Consider the following 14,545-nt stretch of genomic DNA (forward strand, 5'->3'; position numbering starts at 1 on the left):
GATCGAGCGGGCGGGCAAAGATCCGCGCGGCCTGGATGCACAGTTGGCGCCAATCGCCGGGCCGGGGCAAGGCAATGTGGCGGACGTGGTATTCCAGATCGAAATCCTTGTCCTCAACCCAATAAGGGTAATCGAGGTCAAATGGGACGCGCACCAGCTTTTGCCGCATGGTCTTGGAAAGTTGCATCCGGCTTTCGAAAAAGCGCAGGATATCCTTGTAACGGACAAATCCGCCGGGCGCGGTTTCCGGATTGTAAATCAGGAGCGATCCAATGTGCATCGGTGATGTGCGCGTTTCCAGCGCCACAAACGATGCATCCATTCCCTGCAATTGCCGCAAGCGCCGCGTCTCCTCCATCAGCCCGGTGTGCCGGGTCTTTGTGCGGTGCAGCGTAACACACCGGGGATGGGCGTCAACAAGCACCTTTCGCCAAGGCCTTTGGCCCGGTATTCCCATCCCAATGACCAAATCCGGCCGCCCCGATACGCCCAACGCCGCTGAGCGCTTCAACGAAGATCGCGCGACCTATGTGGTCAAGGGCAGTCAGCCTGATCTGGAAGGCGGAGTGGCCGCAATCCGCGAGGTTCTGGCGACGCTTAAGCCCCGGCCAGGCGTGTACCGGATGCTCGATGCGCGCGGCGATGTGCTGTATGTTGGCAAGGCGAAGGCGCTGCGCAATCGCGTGGCGAACTATACCCAGGTTGATCGTTTGGCGCTGCGGTTGCAGCGGATGGTCAGCCAGACCCGGGCGATGACGATCGTCACCACAAATTCCGAAGCCGAGGCGCTGTTGCTGGAAGCACAGCTGATCAAGCGCTACCGCCCCCCCTACAATGTGCTTCTGCGCGATGACAAAAGCTTTCCGTTCATTCTGCTGCGGGCCGATCATGATTTCCCCAGGATCACGAAGCACCGCGGAGCGAGGCGGGCCAAAGGCAACTATTACGGCCCCTTCGCCAGCGCCGGATCGGTTAACACCACGATTAATGCATTGCAGAAGCTGTTCTTGCTAAGAAGTTGCAGTGACAGCTTTTTCTCTCGGCGTGATCGGCCTTGTCTGCTCTATCAGATCAAGCGCTGTTCGGCCCCGTGTGTCGGGCGGATCGATAGTGCAGGCTATGCTGAACTGGTGGACGAAGCGAAGGATTTTCTGGGCGGACGATCCGGCGCGGTTCAGGCAAAATTGAACAGCCAGATGGAGGAAGCGGCCGCTGCGCTGGATTTTGAACGCGCCGCGATGCTGCGTGATCGGTTGCGCGCCGCCACGTTCATTCAGGGCAGCCAGGCGGTTAATGCCGAAGGCGTTGGCAGCGCCGATGTGTTCGCCATCGCCAGCCGCAATGGCCAGTTTGGCGTCCAGGCATTCTTCATCCGCGGCGGGCAGAACTGGGGCCACCGGGCATTCTTCCCCAGCCATACCGACGGGCTGGACGAAGCCGAGGTGCTGACGGCGTTTCTGGCGCAGTTCTATGAAGAAGTGCCGCCGCCCCGGCTGATCCTGGTTGATCGCGATCTCCCCGAGGCCGCGCTTTTGGCAGAGGCGCTGGCCGGCCCGGCTGGCGGCAAGGTTGAGATTTCGGTGCCCCAGCGCGGAGATCGTCGGCGGTTGATGGAACAGGCCAGCCGCAATGCAGTTGAAGCACTGGAACGGCGCCAGGCCGAAAGCGGGGCCAAGGCGCGGATCTGGCGCGAGATGACCGAATTCCTTGGCCTGGCCGAGCCGCCCCGGCGGGTCGAAATCTATGATAACAGCCACGTCCAGGGCGCGCATGCGCTGGGCGCGATGGTGGTGGCGGGCCCCGAAGGCTTCATCAAGGGCCAGTACCGCAAATGGAATATCAAACAGGCCCAGACCAACGACGATTTCGCGATGATGCGCGAGGTATTTGGGCGCCGCTTTGCCCGCGCGGCTGAGGAAGACCCCGACCGGGATGGCGGCACGTGGCCCGATCTGGTGCTGATCGACGGCGGCAAGGGCCAGCTGAGCGCGGCGCGCGATACGCTGGAGGAAATGGGGATAGAAGACGTGCCGCTGATTGGGGTGGCAAAAGGCCCGCACCATGGCCGCGATGGGCGCGAAGTGTTCCATTTTCCAGATGGGCAGGAACGGATGCTGCCCGAAAACTCGCCGATTTTGTTCCATTTCCAGCGGCTGCGTGATGAGGTTCACCGTTTTGCAATCGGCGCGCACCGCGACAAGCGCAGCCGGGCCATCAGCGCTTCACCGCTGGATGAAGTGCCCGGCATCGGCCCAGCCCGCAAACGCGCGCTTCTGCTGCATTTCGGCACTGCGGGCGGGGTGCGCGCCGCCGCCCTTGAAGACCTGCAACGCGCGCCCGGTGTCAGCACGGCGGTGGCGCAGACCGTCTATGATTTCTATCATCCCGGCGGCTAACTGGGCGATTGCCAAACAGAGTGTGCGATGAAATATGGAACCCATGACCAAACTCAAATGTGCAACCTTGCTTGGTGCAGCGTTTATCTTGACCGGATTTGGCGATAATCCGACTGCCGCAATCCAGCCACCGCCCGGTCAAGGCACTCTTTGTGCACTGGCGATCTACAGTCTGGTTGAAACGGTTGGGCAAAAATGCCGGGCTGGGCAGGATCCGGAGTTTCAGGCCGGGATTGCCCGGATCGTTGACAAGTATGATGCATTCATGCTCGCCAATTCGACCTGGACCGCGCAGGATCTGGTGGAGTTCAAGCGCAAGCAAGCTGCAACCGATGAGCCAGCCGAAGCAGTCTGCAAGTCAGAAAATCACGTGATGTTTTACGACGCCATGAAAAAACAAGACATCAAGGTGCAGGAGGCGGGCGTTGACCAGTTCGTTTCGCGCCCAGGCGAGCCGACTTGGGGCGATTGCCTTTGAAATGGTTGCTGCAAAGCGCCAGTCGATTTCGAGAAGGAGCGCCCAAATGACTGAGAATCCCTGGAACCAGCACAGCCGCAGCGCCGGTGTGGCTGACGATATCGACTTTGAGATTAAGGGCCAGGAACTGCAATTCCTGGAGATCGAACTTGATCCCGGCGAAAGCGCGGTGGCCGAGGCCGGGGCGATGGTCTGGAAAGATGCCGCCGTTTCCATGAGCACCGTATTTGGTGATGGGCGCGGGGCGGAAGGCGGCTTCATGGGCAAGCTGCTGGGCGCAGGCAAGCGATTGGTAACGGGCGAAAGCTTGTTCACCACGGTCTATACCCACACCGGATCAGGCAAGGCCAGGGTTGCGTTCAGCGCGCCGGTGCCCGGTGCGATCCTGCCAATCAAGCTTGATACGGTGGGCGGCACACTGATCTGCCAGAAAGACAGTTTCCTGGCCGCTGCCAAGGGCGTGGAAATTGGCATCCACTTTCAGCGCAAGATCCTGACCGGGCTGTTCGGCGGTGAAGGCTTCATCATGCAGCGCCTGTCGGGCGATGGCTGGGTGTTCGTGCAAATGGGCGGCACGATTGTAGAGCGCGAGCTGAAGCCGGGTGAGGAATTGCATGTCGATACCGGCTGTATCGCGGCGATGACCGCAGACGTTCAATTTGAGATTCAGACCGTGGGCGGGGTCAAATCGATGCTGTTCGGCGGCGAAGGCCTGTTTTTTGCGCGCCTGCGCGGGCCGGGCAAGGTCTGGATCCAGTCACTGCCGTTTGCGCGGCTGGCCGGGCGGATGTTGCAGGCCGCAATGCCCGGCGGCCCAGGAGGGAACCGCGGAGAAGGCTCGGCACTTGGGATGCTGGGCAATTTGCTCGACGGGGATTAGGCCCAAACCACCGACAGCGGGTAGAGCGTGATCAGCCATATCAGGCAGGCAATGACAATCCGGCGGTCCTTTATCAGCGCCGCCGTGATTGCCACTGGAAACAGCGACCAGGATATGATTGCTGCGCGCAGGTTTACCAGCGGTTCAACCCCGATCAGACTTACCGTGAATGCAAACAAAGCTGCATTGCAAAGCACAACCCCGCCCAGGACCAATCGCCGCACGCGTTCGAAGTGAGCGTCAAAATCCTCACCTTCATCATCCGGAAAGATCAGCGCCGCGCTGACATAGTAGATTCCAGTGACAATGAAGCCTGCGAACATCAGCGGCCAGCTTACCTTTAGCCCCTCGCGCAATTGCCACCCGAACATCCAGAAGGTGACGACATCGCTCGAAACCAGAAGCCCCAGCAAAGCCGTTGGCCAGCCAATCTTCACCCGGTGTTTTGATTTGAGTGCCCGTGCCAAACCCGCCAGCGCTTCGGCCAGCGCCAGACCCAGCAACAGGCCAAACAGCGAAAAGATAAACTCGAGATCGTCCATCGATCAGCCCCCAGCGTCGATCAACGCCTGCACCTGCTTGTAAAACGCCTCGCGCCATTCACCTTCTGGCCCTTCGGTCGCGCGGGTCCAGTTGGCGTTGCTGGCGATCACCAATTTGCGTTTGGGATCGATGAAGATGCCTTGGCCGAAGATCCCCTGCGCGGCGAAGCTGCCATCGTCATAGGTCCACCACTGAAAGCCATAGCCCCGGCCGGGCTCGCCATAAAACTTCTGTTTGACCGTGGCCTGCGCGAACCAGCCGTCCGGCACGAGGCCGTTTGCTCCGCCCAATACGAACTGGCCAAAGCGGGCGTAATCGCGGGTGGCGGCCTGAATGCAGCAGCCGGCAATTTCATGCCCGGTCTGGCCTAGCAGCCAGGTGCCTTGCTGCTCCATCCCGGCTGGTTTCCAGATCTTTTCTTCCATGTATTCAGACAGCGGTTTGCCCACGGCTGAAGACACCAGCACCCCGATCAGGTTGGTTTCGCCGGTGTTGTAATGCCACACAGTGCCCGGCGGGTGGGCGCGCGGCAGTTTGCGCAAATAGCTTACGGTGGCATCCACCTCCGGTTCCGGTTCAGCGTTGTTGAATTTGGCAACATCGGCATTCGGATCTTCGTAATCCTCGTTCCACTGGACGCCCGAACTCATCATCAACAGCTGACGGACCGAAACATCGTCATAGGCCGACCCGCGCAGATCCGGGATGTAGCGGCTGACCTTGTCCTCAAGGCTCTTGATCTTGCCGTCCCTGATCGCCGCACCGACCAGCGTTGAGGTGAACGACTTGGCGACCGAAAAACTGGTCCAGCGGCCTTTGGCGTCAAAACCCAGGCCATAATGTTCGAACCGGACCTTGCCGTCCTGAATAATGACTATTCCGGCCAATCGCTGCTTGGCGGCGTAATCGGCAAAACCAGGCATTTCGAGCGGCTTTCCGGCTGGCAGCGCAGTTGGGGCAGGGGCCGCTGCAAAGGTATTGGCCTTTGCCAGTACCGGCAGCCGGTCCATCGCCCTGAATGCGGCATCGCGCTGATCCAGCTTCCACGTCAACACATCACGGTCAGTCGGCATTGCTGCGATCAGGCCACGGGTTTCCTTGTCCAGGCTGGCATACCAGCCGCCGCCACCGACCATTAAGGCCGCCGCAGCACCGAGTGCGATTGTGCGCTTGCGTATCGCCATGCCTATTGCTCCTGCTTCAATCTTGAACCTTTGGCACAACCTTGCGGATCATGCCTTCCTGCGCGACGCTGGCCACAAGGCGGCCGTCGCGGGTGAAAATACGGCCACGGTTATAGCCGCGCCCGCCGCCGCTCCACGGGCTGTCGGTAGCATAGAGCAGCCACTCGTCGGCGCGAAAGTGTTCATGGAACCAGACCGCGTGATCCAGGCTGGCGCTCATCACTTCGCCGCGCGCCCACGACAGGCCGTGCGGCAGGGCGCAAGTGCCCAGCAGGGTCATATCGCTGGTGAAAGCCAGTACTGCGCGGTGGATGCGCGGATCATCGGGCAGGGGCGCCACAGCCTTGAACCATGAATGGCTGCGCGGCGGGGCCGGTTTCGGATTGGTCCAGTGCCGCCCTTCAACCGCGCGCATTTCCACCGGTCGTTCAGCCAGGAAATGGTGCCGCGCTTCGGGCCGGGCGGTTTCGGCAAAGCGGCGGCGAACGGCGGTTTCGGATTCCAGATCTTCGGGCGGCGGCACATCGGGCATTTCGGCATCAACATGGTGCAGGCCGTCCTGCTGGCGCTGAAAGCTGGCGGTCAGGTTCAGGATCGGGCGGCCTTGCTGGCTGGCAACCACCCGGCGGTTTGAAAAGCTGCCGCCATCGAAATCGCGCGCAACCTCGTATTCAATCTCGAAATCCTCAGCTCCGCCGCGCAGAAAATAGGCATGGAGCGAATGGGCTGGCCGATCGGCATCGACTGTCGTTTCGGCGGCCAGCAGCGCCTGCGCAATCACCTGTCCACCAAACACCCGGCCCACCCCGCCGCGCTTTTTGCGGCCGGTGAAATGGTCGTCGCCATTCGGCTTGGGCTCAAGCAATTTGATCAGCCCGGCAACAAGCTGTTCGGGGGTGCGTTCGTTCTCCATCGCAGCGGCTTTGCGTTGCGATTTGGGACGCGTCAATGGGCGGGTCAGATTCCCGCCGGATTGCGGCCAAGTTCAGCCCGGACCAGCCGGGCAAACAGCGCCCGGCGCAATTTCCCGCCGATCGCGATGGACAGACGCCCCACCGGGCGGCGTTCGCGCCAGATGTGGTCGATCATCGGGTGATCGGCCGCCGCGCAGCTATCGATCCAGGCAATTTCGGGCCTGGCCAGCACCTCAAGGTTTTCGCGCTGAAGCAGCACACCGGGGGAATAGCGCGAATAGCGTTCGTCAAATGCGGTCTTGTAGGAATAGCCGCCGGGCGGGGTCAGGAATGTGGCCAGCATGGCGATCGGCTCAGCGTTCAGCGTAAGGGTCAGGCGTTCCAGCCGGCTCTGCGCAGCCGCGCCGGACAAGGCTTCCTTGAACATCTGCGTGGTTGCCTGGTGCGATGCAAGGGCAGAGCCTTGTGCGCCTTTCCAGCCTGAATGCTCAAGCGCCAGAAAGTGCTCGATCCATTGCGCCAGCTGGGCATCGTCATGGCGGCGCTCAAACCGCACTTCGCCCAGTTCTGAAAGCCGCGCGAACTGGCGGCGCAGCTCCTTGCGCTTCTTGCCCGATAGGCTGGCTTCGAAATAGTTTTCAGGCGTCGCCCCTGCGGCCAGCATGGCGCGTTCTTCGCGGTGGACCAATGCGCCAAGGCGGCCTTGTTCGGCCAGAACCTTTTGCAAAGCCTGATAGAGCGGCCCCTGCAGCGGCATATGCGCCAGATGGAGGAACAGCGCCTGGCCGGTGTTCTGATCGGCCCAAGCCAGCAAGCTGCGCCAGAACGGTTCTTCCAATCCGCGTGCAACCAGCGGGTGACCCAGAAAGCAGTTGCCGTGGATCCAGCTGGTGAGTTGCGGGATCGGCCAGCGGTAATAGCGGTTCTCTGCTCGGACCGGCAGGATCCCGGCGAGATCGCCGCCGGCTTCGAATTTCAGCAGTTTGACTGTCCCGGCCGGATCAAGCGCGCGCAATGCGGGCAACAAGTACCAGCTTTCGTGGAACGGATTGGGTTCGCTTACACAGCTTGCCAGGGCATCCCAGGCTAGGCGCGTTTCGGGCGCTTCAAAGCTGGTCCAGCCGGCCGAACGCATGACAAACCCGCCCGCCACGCCTGCAGCGGACGTGCGAAGAGATCGATTGTCCGGTGCCAGCGCCGTGCTTGCCACCTCTGCTCCTTCCGCCGGCAGAACAAGCTCTGCCGGGGAAGGGATTAGCGCGCAAAAGCCAAGGAATGGCTAACGCGCGCCAATTATCAAGCAGGTTTCAACCGACCGGTTTATCGCTGTCGCCAGTGATATAGGCCGCCTTGAACTGCGCTGCGGGAAGGTCAACGAAAACCCCGCCCGGCCTGCCCCCGCAAAGGGATCAAAGGCGCCGAGCGGGGTTTCGATTTCACCGCAATTGTGGAAAGTTAGTGCGCGGCCAGTGCGGCCAGCAGCAACAGTGCCACGATGTTGGTGATCTTGATCATCGGGTTAACGGCCGGACCCGCGGTATCCTTGTAGGGATCGCCCACGGTATCGCCGGTCACTGCGGCCTTGTGGGCATCGCTGCCCTTGCCGCCGTGGTTGCCGTCTTCGATGTACTTCTTGGCATTATCCCATGCGCCGCCGCCCGAGGTCATCGAGATGGCAACGAACAGCCCGCCAACGATCACGCCCAGCAGCAATGCGCCCAGCGCGGCAAAGCCATTGGCCTGGCCCGCTACGGCGGTGATTGCAAAGTACACCACGATCGGCGCGGCAACCGGCAGCAGCGAAGGAATGATCATTTCCTTGATCGCTGCCTTGGTCACCAGATCGACGGTGCGGGCATAATCGGGCTTGCTTTCATAGGTCATGATGCCGGGGTTGTTCTTGAACTGATCGCGAACGTCCTTGACCACTTCGCCAGCCGCGCGGCCCACCGCCGTCATGCCCATCGCACCGAACAGGTACGGGAGCAGCGCGCCGAGCAGCAGCCCGACGATGACATAGGGATTTTCAAGGCTGAAGTTGACCGTCAGGTTCGGGAAGAACTCTTTCAGATCGTTGGTATAGGCCGCGAACAGCACCAGCGCGGCAAGGCCGGCTGAACCGATGGCATAACCCTTGGTAACAGCCTTGGTGGTGTTGCCCACTGCATCGAGCGCGTCGGTCTTGGCGCGCACGTCGTCGTCAAGCCCGGCCATTTCGGCGATCCCGCCGGCATTGTCGGTAACGGGGCCGTAGGCATCGAGCGCCACAACCATCCCGGCCAGCGCCAGCATCGCGGTTGCCGCATAGGCAATTCCGATAAGGCCGGCCAGCTGGTGCGCGATGATGATCCCGGCAACAATTACCAGGGTTGGCAGGGCAGTCGATTCAAGCGAAATCGCCAGACCCTGGATCACGTTGGTGCCGTGGCCGGTTTCCGAAGCCTTGGCGATCGAGCGGACCGGACGATAGTTGGTCCCGGTGTAATACTCGGTAATCCAGATGATCAGACCGGTGATGACCAGGCCAAGCAGCCCGCAATAGAACAGGGTCCGGCCGTTATAGGCCTGCCCGGCAATTGCGGCTTCCATATCGCCGCCCAATGCATAGCTGATCGCCCACCAGATGGCGGGAACCGAGAGCACGGCGGTAACCAGAAAGCCCTTGTACATCGCACCCATGATGTTCTTGCCGCTACCAAGGCGGACAAAATAGGTGCCGATGATCGAGGTGATGATGCAGACGCCGCCGATCAGCAGCGGCAGGCTCATCAAGGCCATCAGGTTGTCTGCGCCTTTCAGCAGCAGCGCGGTCAGCACCATGGTCGCACCGATGGTGACGACATAGGTTTCGAACAGATCGGCCGCCATCCCGGCGCAATCGCCAACGTTGTCTCCAACGTTATCGGCAATCACGGCAGGGTTGCGTGGATCGTCTTCGGGGATACCGGCTTCGACCTTGCCGACAAGGTCAGCGCCGACGTCAGCAGCCTTGGTGAAGATCCCGCCGCCAAGGCGCGCGAAGATGGAAATCAGCGAAGCGCCGAATGCCAAGGCCACCAGGCCATCAACCACGGTGCGGTCAGATCCGCCCACAGTATGCCCGGCGGGGCCGGTCAGATACCAGAAAAAGCCCGCAATCGCGAGCAGCGCAAGGCCCGCCACCAGCATGCCAGTGATCGCGCCAGCGCGGAATGCCAGGGTCAACCCTTCTTGCAGGCCGACCTGTGCCGCAGCGGCGGTGCGGACGTTCGAGCGGACCGAGATATTCATCCCGATGAACCCGGTTGCGCCCGAAAGCACTGCGCCCAGCAGGAACCCGGCGGCCGAAATCGGACCAAGGAACCATGCGACCAACAAGGCAACCACAGCGCCAACAATGGCGATGGTGCGATACTGTCGGCCCAGATAGGCCTGTGCGCCTTCCTGGATAGCAGCAGCAATTTCCTGCATCTTTTCATTGCCGGCCGAGGCGCTAAGCACCTGGCGGCTGGTGACGAAGCCGTAAACCACGGCCAATAGTCCCAGTAATATCGAGATTGTTACGAGATTCACCGGACGCTCCCCCTCTTTTGGTTGTCCATAGCGAAAGCCCCGCGCACGGGGCGAACGGGCCTCGCTATAGGCAGGATTTCGGGCAATGCAACGCTGGAAAGTGGCTTTTCCCGCGCTGTCAGCCGTGTTCGTAGCCAAGCCGCCCGGTGGGTGCGGTGCCATCCAGCACCAAGGGATGTAATCCGGCCTGCTGGACCATCCCGATTTGCTGGGCCTGGCAGGGCGGGTGGACGCCAGCGGGCAAGGTGAACAGCAACTGGTAATCATCGCCCCAGCGCAGCGCCTGATCGCGGCGTGGCTCGGGCACGGCGATCGGCACAGCGGCGCGTTCGATTGCAAGGGTTACATCAGATGCTGCCGCCATTCGCATGGCATCAAGCAGCAGACCGTCCGATATATCCATCATGGCCGTGACCAGCGGAGCCAATTGCTGCCCTTCGGCCAGCAGCGCTTGTGGGCGGCGATAAGCCAGGCTGGCTTCGGCAATGGCAGCTGGATCTTCCTGCAAGGCTTCAAGCCCCAGCATCGCAGCGCCAATCGGGCCGGTAAGCCACAGCGTGTCGCCCGGCCGGGCCCCGCTGCGCGATGGCACCGGGCGGTGCGTTGCCAGCCCCAGCGCAGTCAGCCCCAGCACCTGCGCGCCATTGGCCGCGATCGTATCGCCGCCCAGCAGCGGCACATCATAATGGCTCAGAACCGCACGCAGCCCTTCGGCAAAGCGCGCGTCGTCTTCGCTCAACTGGTATCCCAGCAACACACCCAGCGGGCGCGCACCTTTGGCGGCCAGATCGGAAAGATTGGAGGCCACCAGCTTCCACGCGACATCGGCCGGATCCTGGCCGGGCAGGAAATGAACACCCTCTGCCATCGCATCATGGGTGATGATCAGGGTTTCAGCGCCAACCTGCAGCACCGCGCAATCGTCGGCGAGATCGCGCGCGGCGGGATGCGTGGCAATGGCGCGCAAGCTAGCGATGAAGGCGGATTCGGCGGTCATTCGATCATGATCCTCTCCATTAGTGGCAGTCGCCAAAAATGGAGAGGGTCTTGGGTCACCGCACCTCTTTCGCCACGGCGTCCAGCACGGCATTGGCGAATTTCGCCTCGCGCTTTTCGAAGAAGGCGTGGGCCACGTCGACATATTCGCTGATGATCGATGGGGTGGGCACATCGGCGCGGGCGAGAAGTTCCCAGACGCCGGCGCGCAGGATTTGCAGCATGGTCCGGTCAAGCCGCTCAATCGACCATGTTTCGGATAGTCTGGCGGCCAGAAGCTCGTCGATTTCTTCATACCGGGCGATTACGCCTTCAACGATTCCGTCGAAAAAGTCCTGCTCGGCTGCCAGATACTGATCGCCCTCAATCTCTGCACCCAGCCGGTGGCGATGAAATTCGTCAAGCAGGCGGGGCAGGGCGGTGCCCTCCATCGCATACTGATAGAGCGCCTGGACCGCGGCAAGGCGGGCGGCAGTGCGGCTTTTGCTGCGCGCGTTCTTGGTCATATTCCCAGCCTTACTTCGATCGAGCGTGCATGTGCCTGTAGCCCTTCGGCTTCGGCCAGTTCAATGGCCGCGGGGCCAATTGCCTTCAGCGCGGCTTCGTCCAGTTCAATAAAGGTGGTCCGTTTCATGAAGTCGAGCACCGACAGTCCCGAGGAAAACCGCGAGCGCCGTCCGGTGGGCAGAACGTGGTTGGGGCCGGCAATATAATCACCGACAGCTTCGGGTGTCATCCGGCCCAGAAAGACCGAACCGGCGTGGCGGATCTGCTTGAACAGCTTTTCGGGATTGTCGGTTGCAATCTGGACGTGTTCTGCCGCCAGCGCATTGGCCAGCGCGGGGACTTCGGCCATGCTGCCAACCTCGATGATGACACCGTGGGTGTTCCAGCTTTCAGTGGCAACCCGCGCGCTGGGCAGCATCGCCAGTTCCACGCCAATCCGGTCTGCCACGGTATCGGCAAACAGCGGATCGTCGGTGATCAGGATCGCTTGCGCTGCGGGATCGTGTTCGGCCTGGCTTAGCAGATCGGCCGCGGTCCAATCCGGGTCATTCTGGCCATCGGCGATCACCAGGATTTCGGATGGGCCAGCGACCATATCGATCCCGACCACTCCAAACAGCTGGCGCTTGGCTTCGGCCACCCAAGAATTGCCAGGGCCGGTAATCACATCGACCGGATTGATCCGCTGCGTGCCATAGGCCAGCGCCGCCACCGCTTGCGCTCCGCCAACGCGCCAGATCTCATCCACCCCGGCCAGATGCGCCGCGGCCATCACCAGGGGGTTGATCACACCCTTTGGAGTTGGGGTCACCACCACCAGACGTTCCACTCCGGCAACCTTGGCAGGGATGGCATTCATCAGCAGCGAAGAGGGGTAGGCCGCGCGGCCGCCCGGGACATAGAGCCCGGCGGCATCAACCGGCCGCCACTTGGCCCCCATCCGTACGCCTAGTTCGTCGGTCTGGTCACTATCTCGGGGTATCTGCTTTTCGTGAAACGCGCGGATCCGCTGGGCGGCAAGTTCCAGTGCAGCGCGCAAATCCGGCTTGAGTGCATCAAACGCCTCGCGGCATTCATCTTTGCCTACGTACCAATCGGCGTCGTTTGACAGCGCATATCCATCCCACCGCGAAGTCATCTCGGCCAGGGCAACATCCCCCCGACCCCGCACATCTGACAGGATCACCTGGACATCGCGTGAGATGTTCTCATCGTTTTCGCGCCGATCTGCGACAAGCCGGTCAAAGGCTTGCCGAAATTTGGGATCGCGGGTGTTAAGGCGCTGCATCAGGCGGCTTTCGCTTGGCTGGCCAGCGCCCGAAACCGCTCAACCAGTGCGGCCACGCGTTCATCGGTTTTAAGCGCCGCGCGGTTGACGATCAGGCGTGCGGAAATTTGCAGAATCGTGTCGGTTTCAACCAAGCCGTTGTCTTTCAGCGTCTGGCCAGAGGAAACCAGATCGACAATCCGGCTGGCCAGCCCAAGCCCAGGGGCCAGCTCCATTGCGCCGTTGAGCTTGACGACCTCGGCCTGTATGCCTTGCGCCTCAAAATGGCGGCGGGTTAGATTGGGGTACTTGCTGGCCACCCGCAAATGGCTGGCGTGTCCGGTTTCTGCGGTCCGGCCGGCCGGCTCTGCCACCGAAAGCCGGCAGTGCCCGATGTCGAGATCGACCGGCGCATAGAGGTCCGAATAGGCAAATTCCTCAACCACGTCGGAACCAACGATCCCGACTTGCGCCGCTCCATGGGCGACAAAAGTTGCGACATCGAATGCCCGTACCCGGATGATCCGCATATCGTCAGCACTGCAATCGAAGGACAGCGCGCGGTTTGCCTTGTCGTGAAAACCAGCCTCGGGAACCACCCCGGCGCGCGCCATCAGCGGCAGCGCTTCATCGAGGATGCGGCCCTTGGGAACGGCGAATGTAAGCCTTTTTGCCATAGCGTGCGGCCCTTACGGTGCACTGCTGGAAAGGGCAAGGAATGCCGGTGATTCCCGCTTGTGCGATGCAACAAAAAGGAGCAACAATTTCGCGTCTGCAACAAATGACGGGAAACACGGCCTTGGCGGGTAAGTACCAGTTCATCGATATTGGCGCTAGCGGCCCGGGGATCGTAGCCGCGGCTTTTGACAACCAGGTCGCCTATTGCACAGCGTCCGGCGCGGAAGTTACAGCGCGGATTTGTGCGGCTTTGCGCGATTTGATCGAACGGGATGCAAGCGGCGCGGTGCTTGATCGGGTGCGGGCCTGGCTTGGCGCACCGCTGGCCGATGCCTTGCCGCTGCGGTTGGCCGGCGGCATGCATTCGCTGCACCTTAAGGGCATAGAGCCTGCACTTGGGCCGATCTATGAAAATGACCCTGGGATTGACGACATAGCGGTTATTTCTGCCGCGCTGCTTAAGCACGAAGCTCTATTGCTGCCATGGCTGGATGGGCCGCCGCAAACCAACGAAGCAGGGCGTTCAAGCAATTTCATCGCCGCAATGCTGTGGCTTGCTGAAAAGGGATTGCCGGCACGGTTCCAATGTCTTGAGCTTGGATCAAGCGCAGGCATCAACCTGATGCTTGATCGCTATCACTATGATCTGGGCGGTGTGCAGGTTGGCCCAAACCCTGGAGCAATGCAGTTCAAGCCCGAATGGCAGGGCGATCCGCCGCCGGTGCACCCGATTGAAATTGCATCAACCAAGGGCTGCGATGTTGCGCCGGTTGATCTGACTGATCCCGATCAGGCGGCGCGACTGATGGCCTATATCTGGCCTGAACACACTGTTCGGTTTGAGCGGATGGAAGCCGCGATTGCTGAAGCGAAGCGGCAGGCACCTGACCTTGTTCACATGAACGCTGCGGATTTCGTCGAGGCAGAGCTGGCCAAGCCGCAAGCGGCCGGGACAACCCGGATGCTGATGCATTCGATCGTCTGGCAATATGTCCCGCAAGACCAGCAGGCGCGGGTAACCGCGGCTATGGAAGCTGCTGGGGCCAAGGCGACACCAGAACGCCCGCTGGCCTGGGTGGCGCTGGAGGCCAACCGGGTGCTTCACATCCACGAGATGGTGGTGCGTTATTGGCCGGGCGGCGAACAGGGC

14 protein-coding genes are annotated in these 14,545 nt (G+C 61.4%); 4 read left to right on the plus strand and 10 right to left on the minus strand.

Annotation, left to right across the window (positions count from 1 at the left end; genetic code table 11):
- Nucleotides 1-322, minus strand: a 322-nt coding sequence (locus ABL914_RS12210; protein WP_391563460.1) for a wax ester/triacylglycerol synthase domain-containing protein, incomplete at its 3' end; no start/stop codon positions are given.
- A 139-nt stretch (nt 323-461) separates the two neighbouring features.
- On the opposite strand from ABL914_RS12210, the gene uvrC reads away from it, so the two are divergent.
- From uvrC to ABL914_RS12225, 3 genes are read left to right on the plus strand one after another with little or no spacing between them, the layout of a single operon-like run.
- On the plus strand, nt 462-2,396 hold the full coding sequence (gene uvrC / locus ABL914_RS12215; protein ID WP_391563461.1) for an excinuclease ABC subunit UvrC: 1,935 nt from the start codon (nt 462-464) through the stop codon (nt 2,394-2,396).
- 43 nt (nt 2,397-2,439) lie between these two features.
- Nucleotides 2,440-2,874: a hypothetical protein gene (locus ABL914_RS12220; RefSeq protein WP_391563462.1), complete on the plus strand. Its 435-nt coding sequence runs from the start codon at nt 2,440-2,442 to the stop codon at nt 2,872-2,874.
- A 46-nt stretch (nt 2,875-2,920) separates the two neighbouring features.
- Nucleotides 2,921-3,754 (plus strand): TIGR00266 family protein, encoded by an 834-nt coding sequence (locus ABL914_RS12225; RefSeq protein WP_391563463.1) that lies wholly within the window; start codon nt 2,921-2,923, stop codon nt 3,752-3,754.
- Here ABL914_RS12225 and ABL914_RS12230 read toward each other — a convergent pair.
- The 9 genes from ABL914_RS12230 to hisG form a co-directional block, all read right to left on the minus strand.
- On the minus strand, nt 3,751-4,296 hold the full coding sequence (locus tag ABL914_RS12230; protein ID WP_391563464.1) for a hypothetical protein: 546 nt from the start codon (nt 4,294-4,296) through the stop codon (nt 3,751-3,753). The two genes, ABL914_RS12225 and ABL914_RS12230, sit on opposite strands and share 4 nt — an antisense overlap.
- A 3-nt stretch (nt 4,297-4,299) precedes the next feature.
- Nucleotides 4,300-5,481: a serine hydrolase domain-containing protein gene (locus ABL914_RS12235; protein ID WP_391563465.1), complete on the minus strand. Its 1,182-nt coding sequence runs from the start codon at nt 5,479-5,481 to the stop codon at nt 4,300-4,302.
- Between the two features lie 16 nt (nt 5,482-5,497).
- The gene (locus ABL914_RS12240; RefSeq protein ID WP_391563466.1) at nt 5,498-6,394 is read right to left on the minus strand and encodes an acyl-CoA thioesterase; all 897 of its coding nucleotides are present in this window, start codon (nt 6,392-6,394) and stop codon (nt 5,498-5,500) included.
- Nucleotides 6,395-6,438: 44 nt separating this feature from the next.
- Nucleotides 6,439-7,605 carry a GNAT family N-acetyltransferase gene (locus ABL914_RS12245; protein WP_391563467.1) on the minus strand — a complete coding sequence of 389 codons (1,167 nt, stop codon included), beginning with the start codon at nt 7,603-7,605 and terminating at the stop codon, nt 6,439-6,441.
- Nucleotides 7,606-7,850: 245 nt separating this feature from the next.
- Nucleotides 7,851-9,947: a sodium-translocating pyrophosphatase gene (locus tag ABL914_RS12250; RefSeq protein ID WP_391563468.1), complete on the minus strand. Its 2,097-nt coding sequence runs from the start codon at nt 9,945-9,947 to the stop codon at nt 7,851-7,853.
- A 118-nt stretch (nt 9,948-10,065) separates the two neighbouring features.
- On the minus strand, nt 10,066-10,944 hold the full coding sequence (gene thiL, locus ABL914_RS12255; protein ID WP_391563469.1) for a thiamine-phosphate kinase: 879 nt from the start codon (nt 10,942-10,944) through the stop codon (nt 10,066-10,068).
- A gap of 55 nt (nt 10,945-10,999) precedes the next feature.
- Nucleotides 11,000-11,449 (minus strand): transcription antitermination factor NusB, encoded by a 450-nt coding sequence (gene nusB / locus ABL914_RS12260; protein WP_391563470.1) that lies wholly within the window; start codon nt 11,447-11,449, stop codon nt 11,000-11,002.
- Nucleotides 11,446-12,738, minus strand: coding sequence for a histidinol dehydrogenase (hisD, locus tag ABL914_RS12265; protein ID WP_391563471.1), 1,293 nt, complete (start codon nt 12,736-12,738; stop codon nt 11,446-11,448). Before hisD ends, nusB begins: the two co-directional genes overlap by 4 nt.
- Nucleotides 12,738-13,394, minus strand: a complete 657-nt coding sequence (hisG, locus tag ABL914_RS12270; RefSeq protein WP_391563472.1) for an ATP phosphoribosyltransferase — start codon at nt 13,392-13,394, stop codon at nt 12,738-12,740. Before hisG ends, hisD begins: the two co-directional genes overlap by 1 nt.
- Before the next feature lie 104 nt (nt 13,395-13,498).
- Here hisG and ABL914_RS12275 point away from each other — a divergent pair.
- Nucleotides 13,499-14,545: DUF2332 domain-containing protein (locus tag ABL914_RS12275; protein ID WP_391563473.1), on the plus strand; the 1,047-nt coding region annotated here is incomplete at its 3' end.

The organism is Novosphingobium sp. (genome assembly GCF_040079535.1).
Lineage (GTDB): Bacteria > Pseudomonadota > Alphaproteobacteria > Sphingomonadales > Sphingomonadaceae > Novosphingobium.

Bases quoted from the DNA above. Each gene is read 5' to 3' on its own strand.
- ABL914_RS12220 (WP_391563462.1), top strand. From the start codon at position 2,440: ATGACCAAACTCAAATGTGCAACCTTGCTTGGTGCAGCGTTTATCTTG.
- ABL914_RS12240 (WP_391563466.1), bottom strand. From the start codon at position 6,394: ATGGAGAACGAACGCACCCCCGAACAGCTTGTTGCCGGGCTGATCAAA.
- ABL914_RS12230 (WP_391563464.1), bottom strand. From the start codon at position 4,296: ATGGACGATCTCGAGTTTATCTTTTCGCTGTTTGGCCTGTTGCTGGGT.
- nusB (WP_391563470.1), bottom strand. From the start codon at position 11,449: ATGACCAAGAACGCGCGCAGCAAAAGCCGCACTGCCGCCCGCCTTGCC.
- ABL914_RS12235 (WP_391563465.1), bottom strand. From the start codon at position 5,481: ATGGCGATACGCAAGCGCACAATCGCACTCGGTGCTGCGGCGGCCTTA.
- ABL914_RS12225 (WP_391563463.1), top strand. From the start codon at position 2,921: ATGACTGAGAATCCCTGGAACCAGCACAGCCGCAGCGCCGGTGTGGCT.
- hisG (WP_391563472.1), bottom strand. From the start codon at position 13,394: ATGGCAAAAAGGCTTACATTCGCCGTTCCCAAGGGCCGCATCCTCGAT.
- hisD (WP_391563471.1), bottom strand. From the start codon at position 12,738: ATGCAGCGCCTTAACACCCGCGATCCCAAATTTCGGCAAGCCTTTGAC.
- uvrC (WP_391563461.1), top strand. From the start codon at position 462: ATGACCAAATCCGGCCGCCCCGATACGCCCAACGCCGCTGAGCGCTTC.
- thiL (WP_391563469.1), bottom strand. From the start codon at position 10,944: ATGACCGCCGAATCCGCCTTCATCGCTAGCTTGCGCGCCATTGCCACG.